The sequence below is a fragment of the Thermodesulfobacteriota bacterium genome (assembly GCA_026415035.1).
In the GTDB taxonomy this organism is placed as follows: domain Bacteria; phylum Desulfobacterota; class BSN033; order BSN033; family UBA1163; genus RBG-16-49-23.
Map to the genome: position 1 here is coordinate 1 of JAOAHX010000025.1, position 17,639 is coordinate 17,639.

Consider the following 17,639-nt stretch of genomic DNA (forward strand, 5'->3'; position numbering starts at 1 on the left):
ACGACCTCTTGGGTCTTTATCAGGGGATCCCCATCACCCAACGAGGGGTTGCTTACGGAAACGTCCTTCCCGACAAGATCACCCTCTTTCAGCGGCCCATCGAATCGGTCTGCAAGACGAAAAAGGAGGTCGAAGAGAAGGTCGCCGAAGTGATCCTCCACGAGGTAGGTCACTACTTCGGCTTAGACGAGGAAAGGTTAGAAGAGCTGGAGGAGGAAGAGTAGGAGACGGAAGGGAAAGTTGCCATCCCTCTATGGGTCGTGTTAAAGAAAAGAAATTCTTCGACGATGGCGTTCCCTAAGAGGAGGTTGTCATGGAGAAATGGTTGGGCGGGGATCAGCATCCGAGCTATCGAATCCTGATGGGGCCCGGGCCGAGCAACGTCCACTACCGGGTCTATCAGGCGATGTCCAATCCCGTCATCGGTTACCTCGACCCACAGATCCTTTCCTGCATGGATGAGATCAGCGAGCTGTTGAGGGGGGTGTTTCAGACGAGGAACCCCGTCACCCTGGCCATCTCGGCCACGGGGAGTGCCGGGATGGAGACCTCTTTTGTCAATTTCGTGGAACCGGGCGACGTGGTCGTCATCGGGGTCAACGGTTTTTTCGCGGACCGGATGACCCAGGTGGCCTCCCGATGCGGGGCAAAGGTGATCCGGGTGGAAGCGGAGTGGGGCAGGATCATCGAGCCCGAGAGGATGATTCAGGCGTTGAAGGAGCATCCCGAGGCCAAGGTCTGCGGCATCGTCCACGGGGAGACCTCCACCGGCGTTCGGGAGCCCATCGAGGAGATCGGAGCCTACTGCAAAGGGAAGGACGTCCTTTTCGTGGTGGATGCGGTGACCACCTTGGGCGGTTATCCGGTCAAGGTGGACGAGTGGGGGATCGATGTCTGCTATGCCAGTTCCCAGAAATGTTTGGGCGTGCCGCCCGGACTCTCTCCGATCACGGTCAGCCCCAAAGCGATGGAGGTCCTCCGCTCCCGAAAGAGTCCCGTCCAGAGCTTCTATTTCGACCTCACCCTGCTCGAGAAATACTGGGGATCGGAGAGGGTCTACCACCACACCGCTCCGGCCTCCCTCTTCTATGCCATGCGGGAGGGGTTGAAGATCATCTTCGAGGAGGGGCTGGAAGAGCGGTTCAAGAGACACCAAACTCTGGGGGACCGTTTGAAGATGGAACTGGAGGCCCTCGGGTTTAAACTCTTCGCCCAAGAGGGCTACCGCCTGCCCATGCTCACCTCGGTGGTCCTCCCCGAAGGATTCGACGACGTCAAGATGCGATCGAAGCTTTTGAACGAATACAATATCGAGGTGGGGGGAGGATTAGGCATCCTGAAAGGAAAGATCTGGAGGATCGGCCTCATGGGCGAGACCTGCAAGCTCCGTTACATCCACTGCCTCATCGGCGCCCTGAAGGAGATGCTTTTTTAAAAACCCTCTCAGGCCGTCGCCTCGGTTTGAGAGGACGCCTCTTTCTCCCGATAGAGTTTGGCCAGAAATTCGGTGAGGTTGTAGATCTCGATCTTCTGCTTCTGCCGTTTGGCATTCTTGAAGTTGTGAAGGCACGAGGGGCATTCGGTCAGGAGCACCTCGGCGCCGGTATCTTCGATGATCTGGCTCAGGCGATTTCTGGCGATCCGGACCGACTCCTTGGCAAAGGCCCCCCGGAAGCCGCCTCCCGCGCCACAGCACATGGCGTTTTCCCGGGTCCTTCTCGGCTCCACAAAATTGGGCGCGATCTTCCGGATGATCTCCCTCGGTTCCTCGTAGATGCCCGCATGGCGGCCCAGGTCGCAGGGGTCGTGGTAGGTGACCCTTTTGTCGGTCTTGACGCCGAAGTCGAACCCCTTGAGAAACTGGGTGATATGCTGAATGTCCACCGCAAGCCCCTGGTAGGAGGGATGGTCTTTGAACACGCGGTAGCAATACGGGCAGGTGGTGATCAGGGTCTTCGCCTCGGTCTTGTGGATGGCCTCGATATTCTTTTTCGCTAAATCCTCTTTGATCTTATACCCCACGTCCTCGAGGACACCGCTGCAGCAGACCTCGTCGATCAGGGTGTAGTCGACCTTCAAGAGGTCGAGCAGCCGGAGGACCTCCTCGACGCCCTCTTCCTCTCGAAAGGTCCCCACGCAACCCAGGAAGAGCACATAGGCGGCCTTGCCCTTTTTGTGTCCCCAGTCGTGACGCTCCGTTTCGCCGTAGATGTTTCCGTACTTTTCTACGGTTTCGCCCATGGCCTTGAAGAGATTGTCGAAGCCAGCGGCGACCAAATCTTTTCGCATCGCCTTGACCATCTCCTGGGGATCGACGCCCGAGGGGCAGTTGACCGTGCAGTTCATGCAGGTCGTGCAGCGCAGAAAGGCCTGGGCCACTGCCTCGGTGAGGGGGAGCTTACCCTCCATGATCTCCTTGAGGAGGATCATCTTGCCGCTGGCATTCGTCATCGGCCTTTTGGTCAAGTCGAAGATGGGGCAGACGGCCCGGCAGAAACTGCACCGGGAACACTGGGCGATGGCCTTTCGGCGTTTTTCATCGAACTGGAGCTGGGGGGACATGGGATTCACCTTTCAGGGCCTTTTGGGCCTCGGGCTTCAACTTTGGGATTTTTATCCCTAAAGGGCTCTTTTGCCCGGGTTCATGATGTTGTTGGGGTCGAGGGTCCTCTTGATCTTTCTCATCAGTTCCATCTCGACCGGATCGTGTTCCAGATCCATGTAGGCTGCCTTGGAGAGGCCGATCCCGTGCTCGCCGCTCAGGGTACCGTTGAGGCGGATGGCGAGGCGAAAGATCTCCTCCTCCACTTTATGGGTCCGTTCGACCTGGTCGGGGTCGTATTCATCGAAGAGGATCTGCGGATGGAGGTTCCCATCGCCCGCATGGCCGAAGGTGGCGACCGTGATCCGGTATTTTTGGGAGATCTCCTGAATGCCCACCAATAATTGGGGAATCCTTGAGATGGGGACGGTCACATCGTCGAGGACGAAGCTGTTGCTCACACGGGCCAGGGTCGCATAGGCGGACTTTCTCGCCTTCCAGAGATGGAGACGATCCTTCTCGTCTTTGGCCGTTTTGATCTCGATGGGATGGTTCTTCTTCAAGATGTCGAGGACCACCTCCATCTGGGCCTCGACCTCTTCCCAGGTGAACCCGTCGGTCTCCGTCAGGATCATGGCCTCGGCTTCGGGCAGGGGGATGTCGGTATTCTCCTTAATCGATCGGAGGGTCACCTTGTCCATGATCTCCATGACACTGGGGATGACCCCGCTCGTCATGGTCTGGAAGATGGCCCGGCCCGCATCCTCCAGCCTCTGGTAGGTGGCCACCGCGGTCATCGCATGTCGGGGCAGGGGATTGATCTTCAGAGTGACTTCGGTGATGACGCCCAGGGTGCCCTCGGCTCCGACGAAGAGCTTGGCCAGATCGTAACCCGAGACGCTCTTCATCGTATAGGCCCCCGTGCGCATCCGTTCGCCCGTGGGAAGGACGACCTGAAGTCCGAGGACATAATCGCGGGTGGTTCCGTATTTGGCGCCCTTGATGCCCCCTGCATTGGTGGCGACATTGCCTCCGATGGTCGCCACAGAACTGCTTGCGGGATCGGGAGGGAAGACAAACCCGTGTTTGGCCAACTCCCGGTTCAGATCGTCACAGATCACCCCTGCTTCGACCCGGGCGTAACGGTTCTCGATGCTGATCTCGAGGATTCGATTCATCTTGGAGAGGTCGATGACGATCCCGCCTTGGATGGGGACGACCCCGCCGCTCAGGCTGGTTCCGGCCCCCCTGGGGATGATGGGGATCTTCTCTTCGTTGGCAAACTTGACAATTTGGATCACCTGTTCGGTCGATTCAGGCCAGACCACGGCGTCGGGCCGATGGACGTTCATGGAGGCATCGTAACTGTAAGGGACAAGCTCTTCCAACTGGTCGGTGGCGTTGTCCCGACCCACCATCTCGATCAACTTTTCGATGATCATCTTAGGATCCTTTCTCGGAGGTCTGCCTCTTGAGCTCGGCCTCGACGAAATTGAGGTGATCCAGGGTCTTCTGCCTTGCCTTTTCAGGGGCTCGGTTTTTGATGGCCAGGAAGATCTGGTGGTGATGGTCGATCAACTTTTTGACCTGATCCCGGTTGATGAAGACTTTGGCCATGGATTGCCTCAACAGGTCATAGATCCCGGACATGATGTGGACCTGGATCGTGTTATGGGTCGCTTGGGCGATGGCCAGGTGAAAGTCCGCATCCTCCTTTTCCCAGGACCGACCTTCTTCAAAGGTCTTTCGCATCTGCTCAATGATGGAGCGAAGCCTCTCGATGTCTTCTTTTGAGGCCTTCTGTGCCGCATGATAGGCGGACCAGGTCTCGATGGCCTTCCTCACCTCAATGAGGTCGAAGACCTTCTGCGCGTCGGCTTTGATAAGAAGGGCGAGGGGGTCTTCGATCAGTTTCGAGGTGACCGAGCGGACATAAGTCCTCTTGGCCTGCCTCACTTCAAGGAGCCCCATGGCCACCAGGGCGTTGAGGGCCTCCCTCAAGGAGGGGCGGCTGACCCCCAACTGTTTGACAAGCTCTCGTTCGGGGGGAAGCTTGTCTCCGGGCTTTAACTTCCCTTCTGAAATTAACCTCTTGATTTGATTGACGATATCCTCTGAGATCTTGGTCCGTTTGATGGCGTTGAACATAGATTTGTCCAGTGGTCTTACCTTTTTAATAAAGGATGGAATGACCTTTGTCAAGACAACGAACGGGAGGAAAGGGCCTCAGGACGGTAGATGGAAGGACCCCGGGGGAGAGAGGTGATTTTAGAAAGGATTGAGCCAGTTCGGGGGTTTTCCCGTGGTGAGGGCCGCTACCAGGTTTTCTGCGGCCAGCATCGCCATCCGGTAGCGGGTAGCCCGTGAAGAACTGGCGATATGAGGGGCGAGGACCACGTTCTTCAATTCGAGGAATTGAGGGTTGAACTTCGGCTCATTCTCGAAGACATCGAGGCCTGCGCCTGCGATCGTTCCCGAACGGAGGGCCTCGATCAGTGCGGCATCGTCCACCACCCCGCCCCGGGCCGCGTTGATGAGGACCGCGGTTGGTTTCATCCGCCTCAATTCAACGGGACCGATCAGGTGGTGGGTTTCCGGAGAATAGGGGACGTGGAGGGTGAGAATATCGGCCTGGGAGAGAAGCTCTTCCTTGGTCACGAACGTCGCCCTGCAGGCCTGTTCAACCTCCGGAGCGGCCCGGCGAATGTCATGGTAGAGGATCTTCATCTCGAAACCGACGGCCCTTTTCGCCACGGCCTGACCGATGCGTCCGAGGCCGAGGATACCCAGGGTGGCATGGTGAACGTCGAGGCCGAGAAACTGTTTGAGCTTCCACCCATCCCACTGGCCGGAGCGAAGGTAGGCCTCGGCTTCGGTCAACCGACGGGCGGTGGCCAGGATCAAGGCCCAGGTGAAATCCGCGGTGGTGTCGTCGAGGACGCCCGGGGTATTGGTGGCCATCACCTTGGCCCGGGTACAGGCCTCGAGATCGATGTTGTTGTAACCCACGGCGATGTTACAGACGGCTTTTAGATGGGGACACCGTGAGAGGAGGACGGAATCGATCCTGTCCGACAGGGTGATCAGGGCCCCCTCTTTATCGGAGAGTTTGGCAGCGAGCGTTTCGGAATCGAACGGGACATCCGATTGATTCGAGGTCACCTCGAAGTATCGGGAGAGATAATCGAGCACCTCATCGAAGACCTCTCGGGTCACCAGGACTTTAGGCCTCATCGTCTCCCTTTCATCGATTCCCTATGCACAGACACAGATCCCTCGCCATGAGACCCTTCTTTATTTATACACCAGGGAGGGAAGCCACAACCCGATCTGTGGGAAAATATATAGGATGATGATGGCGATGACCTGAATTCCCATGAAGGGCATCATCCCCAAAAAGATCTGGTTCAGGGTGACATGGGGAGGGGCAACCCCTTTCAGGTAAAAGGCCGCCATGGCCACCGGTGGGGAGAGGAATGCGGTCTGGAGGTTGAGGGCTACCAGGAGGCCGAAGAAGAGGGGATCGATCTGGAAGTGCGACAGAAGAGGGATGAAGATGGGCATGAAGATGACGATGATCTCTGTCCACTCCAGGGGCCAGCCGAGGAGGAAGATGATAACTTGGGCCAGGATCATGAACTGAATGGCCGTCAGATCGAGCGACTTCACCCAATCGTTGATGATCTCCTGTCCTCCGAGGAGGGCGAAGGCCGCGGCGAACATGCTCGAACCCACGAAGAGCCAGCAGACCATCGCGCTTGTTTTGGCCGTGAGGAAGACCGATTCTTTGAGCATCTTGAAGTTGAGTTGTCGGTAGGCGGCCGCCAGGACAATCCCTCCAAAGGAGCCCATCGCAGCGGCTTCGCCGGGCGTGGCCAGGCCGAGGATGATCGTTCCCAGAACCCCCAGGACCAGGATGGCCAAGGGGAAGAAGGACTTTAGAAGGATTTTGAAGATTTCGAAGCGGACGAAGTTGAAAATGGAATAGAAGAGGACGAAGCCGGCGGCCACGATTCCTACGGCAATCCAGAACCCCCTTGGAGCGGGTTTTCGTTCTCCCGTGGCGACCTGGGACGGCGGGGCTTCCTGAGGGGCTTCCGCCTCGGTTTGAGGCTGGGGAGCCTCTTCCACGGCTCCGGAGGGCTTCTCACCTTCGGCCGCTTCCTCGGAAGGGGGTTCTTGCAGTCCGGTCAACTCTTCCACCTTCAGGGAGGTTTCGGTTTCGGGCGCGGCCTCTCCTTCTATTCTCGAGGCCAAACCCATCTCCTGGACGCCCACTACGACCGCCTCGGGCGCGGTCAAGGTGAGATAGATCCCCCCCAGCAAAAGGACTGCCGCGAAGACGGGCAGGAGGCCGATCCCCAATTGGCCGATGAGCGTGCGTGGAGGGATCTTCACCACTCTGTTTTTCAATAAGGCTTTCACAAACCCTTTCATGACATTCCGGGTTTTCAAGTTTTCGATGATGGACTTTTCATAGGAGGGCAGCTCCACTCGGCGTTCCTCTTCCGGAAGGGGAGGGGCGACGTCTGGCCTCAGTTTCGCAAGGACGATGACGTACGCGATATAGAGAGAGGCGAGCATGAAGCCGGGGAAGAAGGCGCCTGCATAGAGCTGAACGACGGAGACGCCCGCGGTGGCCCCGTATAGGATGAGAAGGACCGAGGGAGGGATCAGGATTCCCAAGGTCCCACCCGCGGTGACCGCTCCGGCAGAGAGCTTGATCCCGTATCCCGCCTTGAGCATGGCCGGAAAGGCCAGAAGCCCCATCAACGTCACGGCCGCACCGATGATCCCTGTGGCCGTCGCAAAGACCGCGCACGTGGCAATGGTGGCCACCGCCAGCGAACCTGGAATGCGCGCGGTCGCCAGATGCAGCCCTTTAAAAAGCATCTCGATGAGGTTGGAACGCTGGACCAGATAACCCATGAAGACGAAAAGGGGAATGGCGATGAGGACGTCGTTGTTCATCACAGCGTAGGCCCGGGCCACCATCAGATCCAGGGTCTGGCGCACGGCCGTCTCCGGGTTCACGCTCCGATAGGCGAAATAAGCGAACATGGTGCCCATTCCCATCAAGGTGAAGGCGGTGGGGAAGCCGAGCATGATCGCCACCACGATCATGGCGAGCATCAATAAACCCAGATGGCCGGTGGTCATTTCGGAAGGCGGGGGCATGATCATGAAGACGATAAACACCACCACCGCCATGATCGACAGTCCAAACCAAGCCTCTTTCTTCACTTCTCGTCCCCTTTCTTCGTTTTAATCAATTCGTCCAGTTTCTGGATGTCTTCGTCCTTTACGTGGACCATCTCCTTCAGCTCTTCGACGTCCACCTCCTCCACATCCTTTTCGCGAGAGGGCCACTGGCCGTTTTTGATGCAGCGAATACAACGGATCATTTCGACAAATCCCTGAAGCAAGATGATCCCTCCCGCGACCGGAATGACCGTCTTGAACCAGTAAAGAGGAGGTCCATCGGCGATGATGCTCGACCGCTCCCGGATGGCCCAGGATTCCCCGGCATAGATATAGCCGGCCCAACAGAGCCCCACGATGCCCGGGATGAAAAAGAGGGTATAGAGGATCAAATCGAGCGTGCCCTGGACCCTGGGGGGAAAGAACCGGTAGAGGACGTCCCCGCGGACATGGGCATTCGTCGCAAGCGTGTAGGCGCCTGCCATCATAAACATCGTCCCATACATCTGGAGCATGATGTCGAAGGCCCAGGGATGGGGAGAGCGAAGCACATAGCGGCTGAAGACCTCGAAGGTGATGAGGAAGGTAAGGGAGACGATGAGCCAGGAGAAGATTTTCCCGACCCACGTGCTGAACTCATCGATGAAGAGGAGTATTTTTTGCATGACCGTTCCCTTTTACAAAAAACATCCACCCGGACGCGGGCGGCGTCCGGGTGGATTGTGGGATCCTAACGAACCGATTACTTCTTCGCCGGGGCGGCCGGTTTGGCTTCGGGTTTCGCCGGAGCCTTTTCTGCGGGCTTGGGGGCTTCTCCGGGTTTCACCGCCGGTTTCGCCACGGGCGCCTTGGGTGCGAAGTAGTGTCGGTAGGCCATCTTTCGGTCTACGATGGTGTCCATCTCCCAGGCCAGGGCCCGTTTCGCAAAGGCGATCTGGGATTCGACGATCTCCTTGAAGAGGGGAACGTCGGCCGATTTTTTCTTGACGATCTCATCGTAGACCTCGAGCTGTTTCCGGAGGATGGCATCCGGCGTCTTGTAGAACTTCACGCCGTCTTTGGTCTGCATCTCGATGTAGTCTTTCGAATACCGGTCGATCGCCTTCCAGGACATATCGGCCGAGGCTGCCTCGACCGCATTCTCGATGATCGCTTTGAGCTTGTCCGGCAGGGCATCGTATTTGGTCTTGTTGAAGAGGATCTCGAACTGCTCGCCGTTCTGATGGAAGCTCTGGAGCATACAGACCTTGGAGACGTCGGGGAAGCCGAGCAGGCGATCCGAAGAGGCATTGTTAAACTCCGCTCCTTCGATGAGGCCGCGGTCCATGGCCGGGACGATCTCCCCTCCTGGCAGCGCGACGACCGAAAGGCCCATGGCGGTGAACAGGTCGACCGAAAGCCCCACCGTCCGATATTTCATGCCCTTCATGTCCTCCAACTTGGTGATCGGCTTCTTGAACCACCCCAAGGGCTGCGTGGGCATCGGTCCATAGAGGAAGGAGACGACGTTGGCACCGATGGAGGCATAAATTTTGGCCAGGAGTTCCTTGCCTCCGCCATATTTGTGCCATGCCAGTAACATGTTGGCATCCATTCCGAAAGCCGGACCCGACCCCCAGAGGGCTAAAGCGTTCTGTTTCCCATAATGGTAAACGAGCACGCCGTGGCCTCCATCGAGGGTTCCCTTGGAGACCGCGTCGAGCAATCCGAAGGCAGGGACCACGGCGCCCGCAGGCAACACCTCGATCCGGAGTTCGCCGCCGGTCATGTCGTTTACTTTCTTTGCAAAGTCGAGGGCGAACTCATGGAAGATATCCTTGGCAGGCCAGGTGGACTGCCAGCGGAAGTTGATCGGGGTGGCTGATTTCACAATGGCGGGGAATCCCACCGTCGCGGCAGCCCCTGTGACCGCAGCCGCCTTGAGGAAATGACGGCGCGTGACCTTCTCCTCTCCTGTTTTCTTCAATTTTTCGGTCATACACTCCTCCTTTAAATAGAATACGAATCCCTCCGATTGGCCCTAAAAACCCGACATGGATGATCCAAGAGAAGCTCCAAGCCCGTCCAAACCGGACTCACCCTTCACCTCCTTTCGATTCGATTCTTTGCCGTTTTTTGAAGGTCCTTAAGCATCGCCTCTTCTATAGGATATTTCCCTATCGAATTCAAGATGGCCGCAAAAAGCGGTTCTTGGGGTTGAAAAGGGAGGAAAGAGGTTGCCGGATGAACAGGGTTTAAGAATTGGCCTGACCAATGTTTTATTAATCTTCGGGGGGGCATTGTGAATAAATCCTTAACATTATGAGATTTTTTTGTCAAGGGAAAAAGTTTCAGGCAAGGCCTTTTTCATCCGAGGGGCGAATGAAGAAGGGGTCCCGACCTGATTCTGGATGTTTTTATCCAAATTCATTTTGAAATTTCAGTAAGTTAATTCTATCGCAGAAATGGGCCAAAATTTTCCCTGAAAGGTGGGATACCAAGCGCTCGATGTTGGCTCCGAAGGAATTTTCTCGTTCTGACCCAGAAATCCTATCCAAATCGGGAGGGATTCGAGGATAGTGGAAAAATGGTCAGACCAATTAATTTTTGTTGACAAAAAGGTTCCGATTTGTTATAAAGGGAAAAATTTTATCATCAAGGTTTTTCTGCCTCGAGTCCGTCTGGAAGGTTTTAACTGAAACCCGAGAGGAGGTTTTTATGGCTCGATTGTACGAGTATCAGGGGAAGCAATTGTTGAAGACCGCCAAAGTGGCCGTGCCTCAGGGAGAGGTGGCGACCACCCCCGAGGAGGCGAGGAAGATCGCCGAAAAGATCGGAAGGCCTGTGGCGATCAAGGCCCAGATCTGGGCAGGGGGCCGTGGAAAAGCAGGTGGCATCAAGTTCGCCTCTTCGCCGGAGGAGGCGGAGAAGGTCGCAAGCGAGTTGCTCGGCTCCAAGCTCAAAGGGCTGACGGTTGAGAAGGTCCTGGTCGAGGAGAAGCTCGATATCGACCAGGAGTATTATGCCGGGGTCATCATCGACGCCTCCCGGGAGGTCCGTGCGCCGGTGGTGATGTTCAGCACCGAAGGCGGGGTGGAGATCGAGTCGGTCCCCTCGGAAAAGATCTCCCAGATGACGGTCAATGTGCTCAGGGGTTTCAAACTCTATGACGCCCTGAACCTCGCCGTGAGTCTGAAGGTCCCCAACAAACACCTTCAGGGGGTGGCCCAGGCCATCATGGGTCTCTTTCAAACCTTCAAAAACTATAACTGCCGGACCGCAGAGATCAATCCCCTTGTCCTGACAAAGGACGGAAAGATCCTTGCGGGAGATTGCCGGATGGCCATCGATGACTCTTCGGTCTTCCGCCATCCCGAGCTGGGGATCGAGGTGGCACGGGAATCTGCCACGCCCCCTACCGAACTGGACAAGATCGCCTGGAAGATCGAGGAGGATGATCTCCGGGGCACCTGCTACATCGCTCAGATGGCCGAGGACATCAAGGAGCTCAATTACGTGGGATACCACGGGATCGGCGGCGGTGGGGCGATCCTCGGCGTGGATGCCCTGAACCGGCAGGGATTGAAGATCGCCAATTATGCCGATACGAGCGGAAACCCCACGGCCGCCAAGGTTTACCGGGCCGCCAAACTGATCCTCAACCAGCCCGGGATCGAGGGCTACATGTTGGGGGGCTTCATCGTGGCCAATCAGGAGCAGTGGCACCACGCCCATGGCGTGGTGAAGGCCCTCCGGGAGGAGATCCCCAAGAGGCCCGGCTTCCCCTGTGTCATCCTCCTCTGCGGGAACAGGGAGAAGGAATCGATGGAGATATTAAAGGAAGGGACGGCGGATCTTCCTGGCCGATTTGAATTCTATGGAAGCGACAAGGTTTATGAGACCGAATTTTTGGCCAAACGGATGAAGGCCCTGATCTTAGAATATCGGAAGGACCGCGGGATAAAGGAGGAGTAGGCCATGATCGAGTTTAAAGAGAGGACGATCAAAGTCATCATCGACGACAGCAAGTGCGCCGACTGTAAGACCCATGCCTGCGCGGCCGGCTGCAAGCTCTACGATCGTGGGATATTGGTGATCAAGGATGGGAAACCCGCCCTGAATGGGGATGCGGCCTATGCCGAGAGGACAGGAACGGAATGCCTGGCCTGTGAATATGAATGCTGGTTCCGGGGCAACAAGGCGATCAAGATCGAGGCCCCCATCCCCGGGTTGAAGGAGTATCTCGAAAAGCGCGGTTTGACACTATCGTAAAAAAGGAGTGACGTATGGCTATCTTGCTCGAAAAGAATACGACGGTTCTCGTTCAGGGAATTACGGGTCGAGAGGGTTCGGCCCGGGCCGTTTTTATGAAAAACTACGGGACCAAGGTCGTCGCCGGCGTCACCCCCGGACGGGGTGGGGAGGATGTTTCCGGGATACCCGTTTACAACACGGTGGCCGAGGCGGTCAAGGCCCATGGCCCCATCGATGCCAGCGTCACCTTCGTTCCCGGGCCTGGGCTGAAGGATGCCGTTTTTGAGGCGATCGACGGCGGCATCAAATTCATCGTGATGCCGGTGGAACGCGTCCCTCTCTACGATATTCTTGAGATGATGGCCTATGCCAAACAGCACGGGGTCCGGCTCCTCGGTCCCGGGTCGATCGGGATCATGAGTCCCGGCATCGCCGTGATGGGCTGGCTCGGTGGATCTCCGGATTTCGCCAAGAGGGTCTTCGTGCCGGGGCCGATCGGCGTCATCTCCCGAAGCGGGGGACAGTCGGGGACCGTTCCCTGGGCGATCAAAGAGGCCGGGATGGGGGTGAGCACGGTGGTCCACATCGGGACCGAACCGGTGATCGGGACCTCTTGCGGCGATCTCCTCCCCCTCTTTGAGAAGGACCCGGATACGAAAGCGGTGGCCATGTTCGGTGAGATCGGTGGCCCATACGAGGAGGAGGCCGCCGAGGCGGTCAGGAATAAAACCTTCACCAAGCCTTTGGTGGTCTATGTGGCAGGTGCCTGGGCCCCTGAAGGGATGCGGTTCTCCCATGCGAGCAGCATCATCGAGAGGGGGAGGGGCTCGGCCAAGGACAAGATCAAATCCCTCAAGGAGGCCGGAGTCCATGTGGTGGACCGACCCGACGAGATCGCTCCCACGCTGAAGAGGTTGCTGAACCTTTGAATCTCATTTCCAAGGCCTAACAAGGAGGTGTCCTATGACAGTCATGCGGTCAGTCTTTTACATTCCCGGCAATAACGAGAAGATGATCTCGAAGGCCCCTGAAATTCCGGCCGATATCATCACCCTCGACCTGGAGGACTCTGTGCCCCCGGCCGAAAAACCGAAGGCTCGGGAGATGGTGCGGGAGAATCTGAAATACGCTGGATCGGGCGGTTCGACGGTGTATGTCAGGATCAACAATTGGGAGACCCTGATGACCAACGACGACCTCGAGGCCATCGTCTACGAGGGGCTATCGGGCGTCTGTTTGGCCAAGTGCGGGGGGCCCGACCATGTCCAGCGCCTCGACTGGAAATTGGAAGAACTGGAGAGGCGAAGAGGCCTTCCCGTGGGGAGCATCGCCATCCAGCTTCTGATCGAGACCGCCAAAGGGGTCATCAACGCCTATCCATCGGCCATCGCGAGCAAAAGGGTCAACTCCCTCATCTTCGGGGCGGTGGATTATACGAAAGATATGAGGGTCAAATTGACGACCGAAGGGGAGGAACAGTTCTACGCCAGGGCCCATACCGCCGTGGCCGCGAGGGCGGCGGGCTGCATTGCGATCGATTGTCCTTTCGTGGCCTTCAAAGACACGGAGGCCTTCGAGAAGAATACCCGTTTCGGCCGACAGTTGGGCTATGAGGGGAGGATGCTCATCCATCCCAGCCAGATCGAACCGGCCCACCGGATTTACACCCCAGCCCCAGAGGATGTGGAGTGGGCGAAGGGGGTGGTCAAGGTCTTCGAAGAGGAGGGCATTGCCAAGGGAGTCGCAGCCGTCTCCTACCAGGGGAAGATGGTCGATACCCCGGTCTATGAGAATGCAAAGACCATCCTGGCCATCATGGCCGAGATTGAGGCCTTCGACGCCAAACGGAAGAAATGAAAGGCAATCCTTTTCGAAAGGGCAAGGCCCATCTCCCACCCTTTTACCCCCACCAACCCCGATGGGCCTTGTCCTTTTCGATTTTTGAGGGCAAGGGAGATGAGAATTGTCATCGTCGGGCAAGGGCCTTTCGGTGAGAAGGTGTTGGAGCGATTGCTCCAGAAGGGGGAGCAGGTGGTGGGCGTCTTCGCCCCTCCTGACAAGAGGGGAGAGCCGCTGAGAAAGCTGGCCGAGAAGTCCGGCATCCCCGCCTTTCAACCCTCCCTGATGAAAGCTCCAGAGGTGGAGGACCAGTTCCGCAGTTTGAGGCCCGACCTCGCCATCCTCGCCTTCGTCACGGATATCGTTCCAGAAAGGTTGCTGAACGTCCCCTCCATCGGGACGATCTGCTACCATCCCTCGCTTCTCCCGAGACATCGCGGGGCAAGTGCCATCAATTGGGCGATCATTCAAGGCGACACCCGCACGGGATTGACCATCTTTTGGGTCGATAAGGGGATCGATACCGGTCCCATTCTGCTTCAAAAGGAGGTGGAGATCGGCCCCGAGGAGACGACCGGGAGCCTCTATTTCAACACCCTCTTTCCGATGGGTGTGGATGCCATCGCCGAGGCCGTAGACCTCATTAAAGCGGGGAGGGCCCCTAAAATCCCCCAGGACCATTCGAAGGCCACCTATGAGCCTCCCTGCGACGACCGGGTGGCGGCCATAGACTTTGCAAGGCCCATCGGAGAGGTTTACAATTTAATCAGGGGCTGTGATCCGCAGCCAGGGGCCTACACCGCCTTCAGGGGAAAGAGGATCCGGTTGTACGAGGTTAAGAAAAGGGAAACCCCTTCCAAGGGAAGCCCGGGAGAGGTGGAGGCCATCGGAGAGAAAGGGCTGGAGATCGCGGTTCCGGGCGGAACACTCCTTATCGGGAAATTGAGGATCGATAAAGGGGAGAAGATCGGGCCCATGGAATTCGCCCAATCGGTGGGCTTAAAAGTGGGAGATCGGTTGGGGGAGTAAAAGGAGGTCGTATGAACCGCGAACAGAGGATCGAGGCGCTGGCCCAGATCGTGGGCAAGGAGAATGTGGCCCACTCGGAGACAGACCTGTTGCTCTATGGATATGATGCCTCCCTTTTCAAAGGGAAACCGGATTGCATCGTCTACCCGGGGTCGACCCAGGAGGTCTCCGAGGTCGTCAAGTTCTGCCATCGGGAGAAGATCCCCGTCATCGCCAGAGGCTCTGGGACCAACTTAAGCGGGGGCACCGTGCCCACCAACGGCGGGGTCATCCTCCATTTCTCCCGGATGAATCGGGTCCTTGAGATCGACATCGAAAACCAGCGGGCCGTCGTCGAGCCCGGCCTCTTCACCCTCGCTCTCAAAAACCAATTGGCCCGATTCGGGTTCGTCTATCAGCCGGACCCGGCCAGCGAGAAGGTCTCGACGTTCGGTGGGAATTTCGCCGAGAATTCGGGAGGGCCTCACTGCCTCAAATATGGGGTGACGACCAATCACGTCCTCGGAGCCGAGATCGTGCTTCCTGACGGGGAGGTGATCCAGGTGGGAGGGAAGGCCCTCGATAGCCCCGGGTACGACCTGACCGGATTGCTCGTCGGTTCTGAGGGGACCCTCGGGATCGCCACCAAACTGATCCTCCGGATCATGCCCAAACCCGAGGCCGTGAAGACGATGCTTGCGATTTACAACTCCCTCGAGGATGCGGGAAGGACCGTTTCGGCGATCATCGCCGAAGGCATCGTCCCCGCAACGCTCGAAATCCTCGACAAATTGACGATCAAGGCGGTGGAGGCCTCGGTGCGGGCGGGTTTCCCCCTCGACGCAGAAGCCGTTCTTTTGATCGAAATCGATGGACTCCAGGACGGCCTGGAGCGGCTCGCCCAGCGGATCATCGAGATCTGTTGGGCGAATCATGCCCGCGAGGTGAAATCGGCAAAGACCGAAGCCGAACGGACCCAGCTCTGGGCGGGCCGAAAAGGGGCCTTCGGGGCCGTGGCAAGGCTCCGGCCCAATTACCTCGTCTGCGACGGCACGGTGCCGAGGACCAAACTTCCCGAAGTCCTCGGCCGGGTCATGGAGGTCAGCCGAAAGTACGACCTTCCCATCGCAAACGTCTTTCACGCGGGCGATGGTAACCTCCACCCCCTCATCCTTTTCGATGAGAGGAATCCGGAGGAGCTGGAGAAGGTCCATCGTGCGGGATCCGAAATCATGAAGATCTGTGCCGAAGCGGGCGGGACGATCAGCGGCGAGCACGGGATCGGCACGGAGAAGATGAAGGAGATGTTCTTCATCTTCTCGGTCCAGGATATCGCCGCCATGAAGAAGGTGAAACGGGCCTTCGACCCCGAAGGAATTTTTAACCCAGGCAAGATCCTTCCCGAGGTTTCTGCCTGAGGGGTCTTGATGAGGAGAGGGACATGGTCAGAATGGGAGGACTCCTTCCCCAGTTGAAAGCGATCGTCGGAGAGGCCAACCTGATCGACGATCCCGATCGCCTGCAAACCTATGGAGTGGATGGGAAGAGGCCCAAAGCGGTCGCCCTGCCGGGGAGCCAGGAGGAGGTCTCGAAGCTCCTCGCTTTGGCCAATGATCACGGGCTGGCCGTGATCCCCATGGGGAGCGGGACGAAACGGGAGATCGGCGCCCTTCCCAAGAGGCTCGATCTGGTCGTCTCGACCCTCCGGCTCAACCGGATCACGGATTGCGATTGTGACAACCTCACACTGTCGGCCGAAGGGGGGCTCACCCTCGGCGAGGTCCAGAAGAGATTGGCCCGGGAGGGGAGGGGCTATTTTCTACCCCTCGATCCTCCCTTTTCAGAGAAGGCCACGTTAGGGGGCATTGTGGCCTCCAATGCGAGTGGACCCGGGCGGCTCCTCTATGGCACCGCGAGAGACCTGGTCATCGGCGCCAAGGCGGTCCTTCCGAACGGAGATCTGGTGGCCACGGGCGGAAAGACGGTGAAGAATGTTTCGGGCTACGATCTCTGTAAACTTCTGATCGGGTCCTACGGGACCCTCGGCATCCTCTGTGAAATCACCTTCAAACTCCTCCCCCTTCCGGAGAAGGCGGCTACCTTGGTCCTTCCCTATCCCGGCCTGGAAGGGGCGGTGGCATTCAGCCAGGAGATCCTTAGGTCCCAATATCTTCCCTCTTCGATGGAGATCCTCAATCCCTCGGCCGTTGAGAGGTTGAACTTGGAGGTTTCTTCGAAGGGATATTATCTTCTGGCCATCCGGCTGGAGGGAGTGGTCGAGGCGGTAGAACGACAACTTTCCGAGATGGGAGAGAAGGGGAGGCAGAAGGGGGCGATTTCCCAAGACGTCCTCCAGGGGGAAGCCCACGAGGCCTTCTGGGAGGCGATCCGGAATTTCCCCGAAAGGATGAGGGGAGAAGGAGGGAAGGGGATTCGCCTGAAGTCAAGCTTCCTGATCTCCCGGTGCGGAGAGGTGATGGCCCAATACGAACGGATCGGCCAGGACCATCGCCTCAATTGTGCCCTTCTCTGCCACTCCGGGAACGGGATCCTCTATACTTCCGTCTTTCCTGACGGGGGAAGAAGGGTATCGAAAAAGGCGGTTCTGGATGCGATCGGAGCATTTTCTTCGGTGGCCTCTCAATACGAAGGTCATCTCGTTGTGGAACGGTGTCCTTCCTCTTGGAAGGGGGAGATCGAGGTCTGGGGACCTCCCCGGAGCGATTACGGGATCATGCGGAGGCTGAAAGAGGAATTCGATCCCAAGGGCATCCTGAACCCTGGGCGGTTCATCGATGGCCTCTGAGAAGCGGCG

15 protein-coding genes and 1 pseudogene are annotated in these 17,639 nt (G+C 57.7%); 9 read left to right on the forward strand and 7 right to left on the reverse strand.

All coding sequences use genetic code 11. From position 1 onward, the window contains the following. Together N3G78_12615 and N3G78_12620 are read left to right on the forward strand one after the other, a co-directional pair. The coding region (locus N3G78_12615) for a metallopeptidase family protein (protein MCX8118754.1) at positions 1 to 224 on the forward strand (224 nt) is incomplete at its 5' end. Between the two features lie 89 nt (positions 225 to 313). Then, positions 314 to 1,435 (forward strand): alanine--glyoxylate aminotransferase family protein, encoded by a 1,122-nt coding sequence (locus N3G78_12620; protein ID MCX8118755.1) that lies wholly within the window; start codon positions 314 to 316, stop codon positions 1,433 to 1,435. 8 nt (positions 1,436 to 1,443) lie between these two features. Here N3G78_12620 and N3G78_12625 read toward each other — a convergent pair whose 3' ends face one another. The 7 genes and pseudogenes from N3G78_12625 to N3G78_12655 all read right to left on the reverse strand — a co-directional run bounded on the left by N3G78_12625 (position 1,444) and on the right by N3G78_12655 (position 9,722). Beyond that, a complete protein-coding gene (locus N3G78_12625; GenBank protein MCX8118756.1) occupies positions 1,444 to 2,562 on the reverse strand; it encodes a (Fe-S)-binding protein in 1,119 nt (372 codons plus the stop codon). A gap of 57 nt (positions 2,563 to 2,619) precedes the next feature. Further along, positions 2,620 to 3,984 (reverse strand): FAD-binding protein, encoded by a 1,365-nt coding sequence (locus N3G78_12630; GenBank protein ID MCX8118757.1) that lies wholly within the window; start codon positions 3,982 to 3,984, stop codon positions 2,620 to 2,622. A gap of 1 nt (position 3,985) precedes the next feature. Then, positions 3,986 to 4,690 carry a FadR family transcriptional regulator gene (locus tag N3G78_12635; protein MCX8118758.1) on the reverse strand — a complete coding sequence of 235 codons (705 nt, stop codon included), beginning with the start codon at positions 4,688 to 4,690 and terminating at the stop codon, positions 3,986 to 3,988. A 120-nt stretch (positions 4,691 to 4,810) separates the two neighbouring features. Next, complete coding sequence (locus N3G78_12640; GenBank protein MCX8118759.1) at positions 4,811 to 5,776, reverse strand: D-glycerate dehydrogenase; 966 nt, start codon at positions 5,774 to 5,776, stop codon at positions 4,811 to 4,813. Between the two features lie 60 nt (positions 5,777 to 5,836). Then, positions 5,837 to 7,786, reverse strand: coding sequence for a TRAP transporter large permease subunit (locus N3G78_12645; protein MCX8118760.1), 1,950 nt, complete (start codon positions 7,784 to 7,786; stop codon positions 5,837 to 5,839). Then, positions 7,783 to 8,409, reverse strand: coding sequence for a TRAP transporter small permease subunit (locus N3G78_12650; protein MCX8118761.1), 627 nt, complete (start codon positions 8,407 to 8,409; stop codon positions 7,783 to 7,785). The genes N3G78_12645 and N3G78_12650 overlap by 4 nt, the downstream gene beginning before the upstream one ends. Positions 8,410 to 8,576: 167 nt before the next feature. Further along, a pseudogene (locus tag N3G78_12655) lies at positions 8,577 to 9,722 on the reverse strand (twin-arginine translocation signal domain-containing protein). A gap of 719 nt (positions 9,723 to 10,441) precedes the next feature. Between N3G78_12655 and N3G78_12660 the strand changes: the two are divergent. From N3G78_12660 to N3G78_12690, 7 genes are all read left to right on the forward strand, one after another. Further along, the gene (locus N3G78_12660; GenBank protein MCX8118762.1) at positions 10,442 to 11,698 is read left to right on the forward strand and encodes an acetate--CoA ligase family protein; all 1,257 of its coding nucleotides are present in this window, start codon (positions 10,442 to 10,444) and stop codon (positions 11,696 to 11,698) included. A gap of 3 nt (positions 11,699 to 11,701) precedes the next feature. Further along, positions 11,702 to 11,995 (forward strand): hypothetical protein, encoded by a 294-nt coding sequence (locus tag N3G78_12665; GenBank protein ID MCX8118763.1) that lies wholly within the window; start codon positions 11,702 to 11,704, stop codon positions 11,993 to 11,995. A gap of 14 nt (positions 11,996 to 12,009) precedes the next feature. Then, entirely contained in the window at positions 12,010 to 12,906 is an 897-nt protein-coding gene (locus N3G78_12670) for a CoA-binding protein (protein ID MCX8118764.1), read from the forward strand. Positions 12,907 to 12,940: 34 nt separating this feature from the next. Then, on the forward strand, positions 12,941 to 13,834 hold the full coding sequence (locus tag N3G78_12675; GenBank protein ID MCX8118765.1) for a CoA ester lyase: 894 nt from the start codon (positions 12,941 to 12,943) through the stop codon (positions 13,832 to 13,834). Positions 13,835 to 13,933: 99 nt separating this feature from the next. Then, positions 13,934 to 14,845 carry a methionyl-tRNA formyltransferase gene (locus N3G78_12680; GenBank protein MCX8118766.1) on the forward strand — a complete coding sequence of 304 codons (912 nt, stop codon included), beginning with the start codon at positions 13,934 to 13,936 and terminating at the stop codon, positions 14,843 to 14,845. A gap of 11 nt (positions 14,846 to 14,856) precedes the next feature. Then, entirely contained in the window at positions 14,857 to 16,242 is a 1,386-nt protein-coding gene (locus N3G78_12685) for an FAD-binding protein (GenBank protein MCX8118767.1), read from the forward strand. A gap of 23 nt (positions 16,243 to 16,265) precedes the next feature. After that, the gene (locus N3G78_12690; protein MCX8118768.1) at positions 16,266 to 17,630 is read left to right on the forward strand and encodes an FAD-binding oxidoreductase; all 1,365 of its coding nucleotides are present in this window, start codon (positions 16,266 to 16,268) and stop codon (positions 17,628 to 17,630) included. The last annotated feature ends 9 nt before the right edge of the window (positions 17,631 to 17,639 follow it).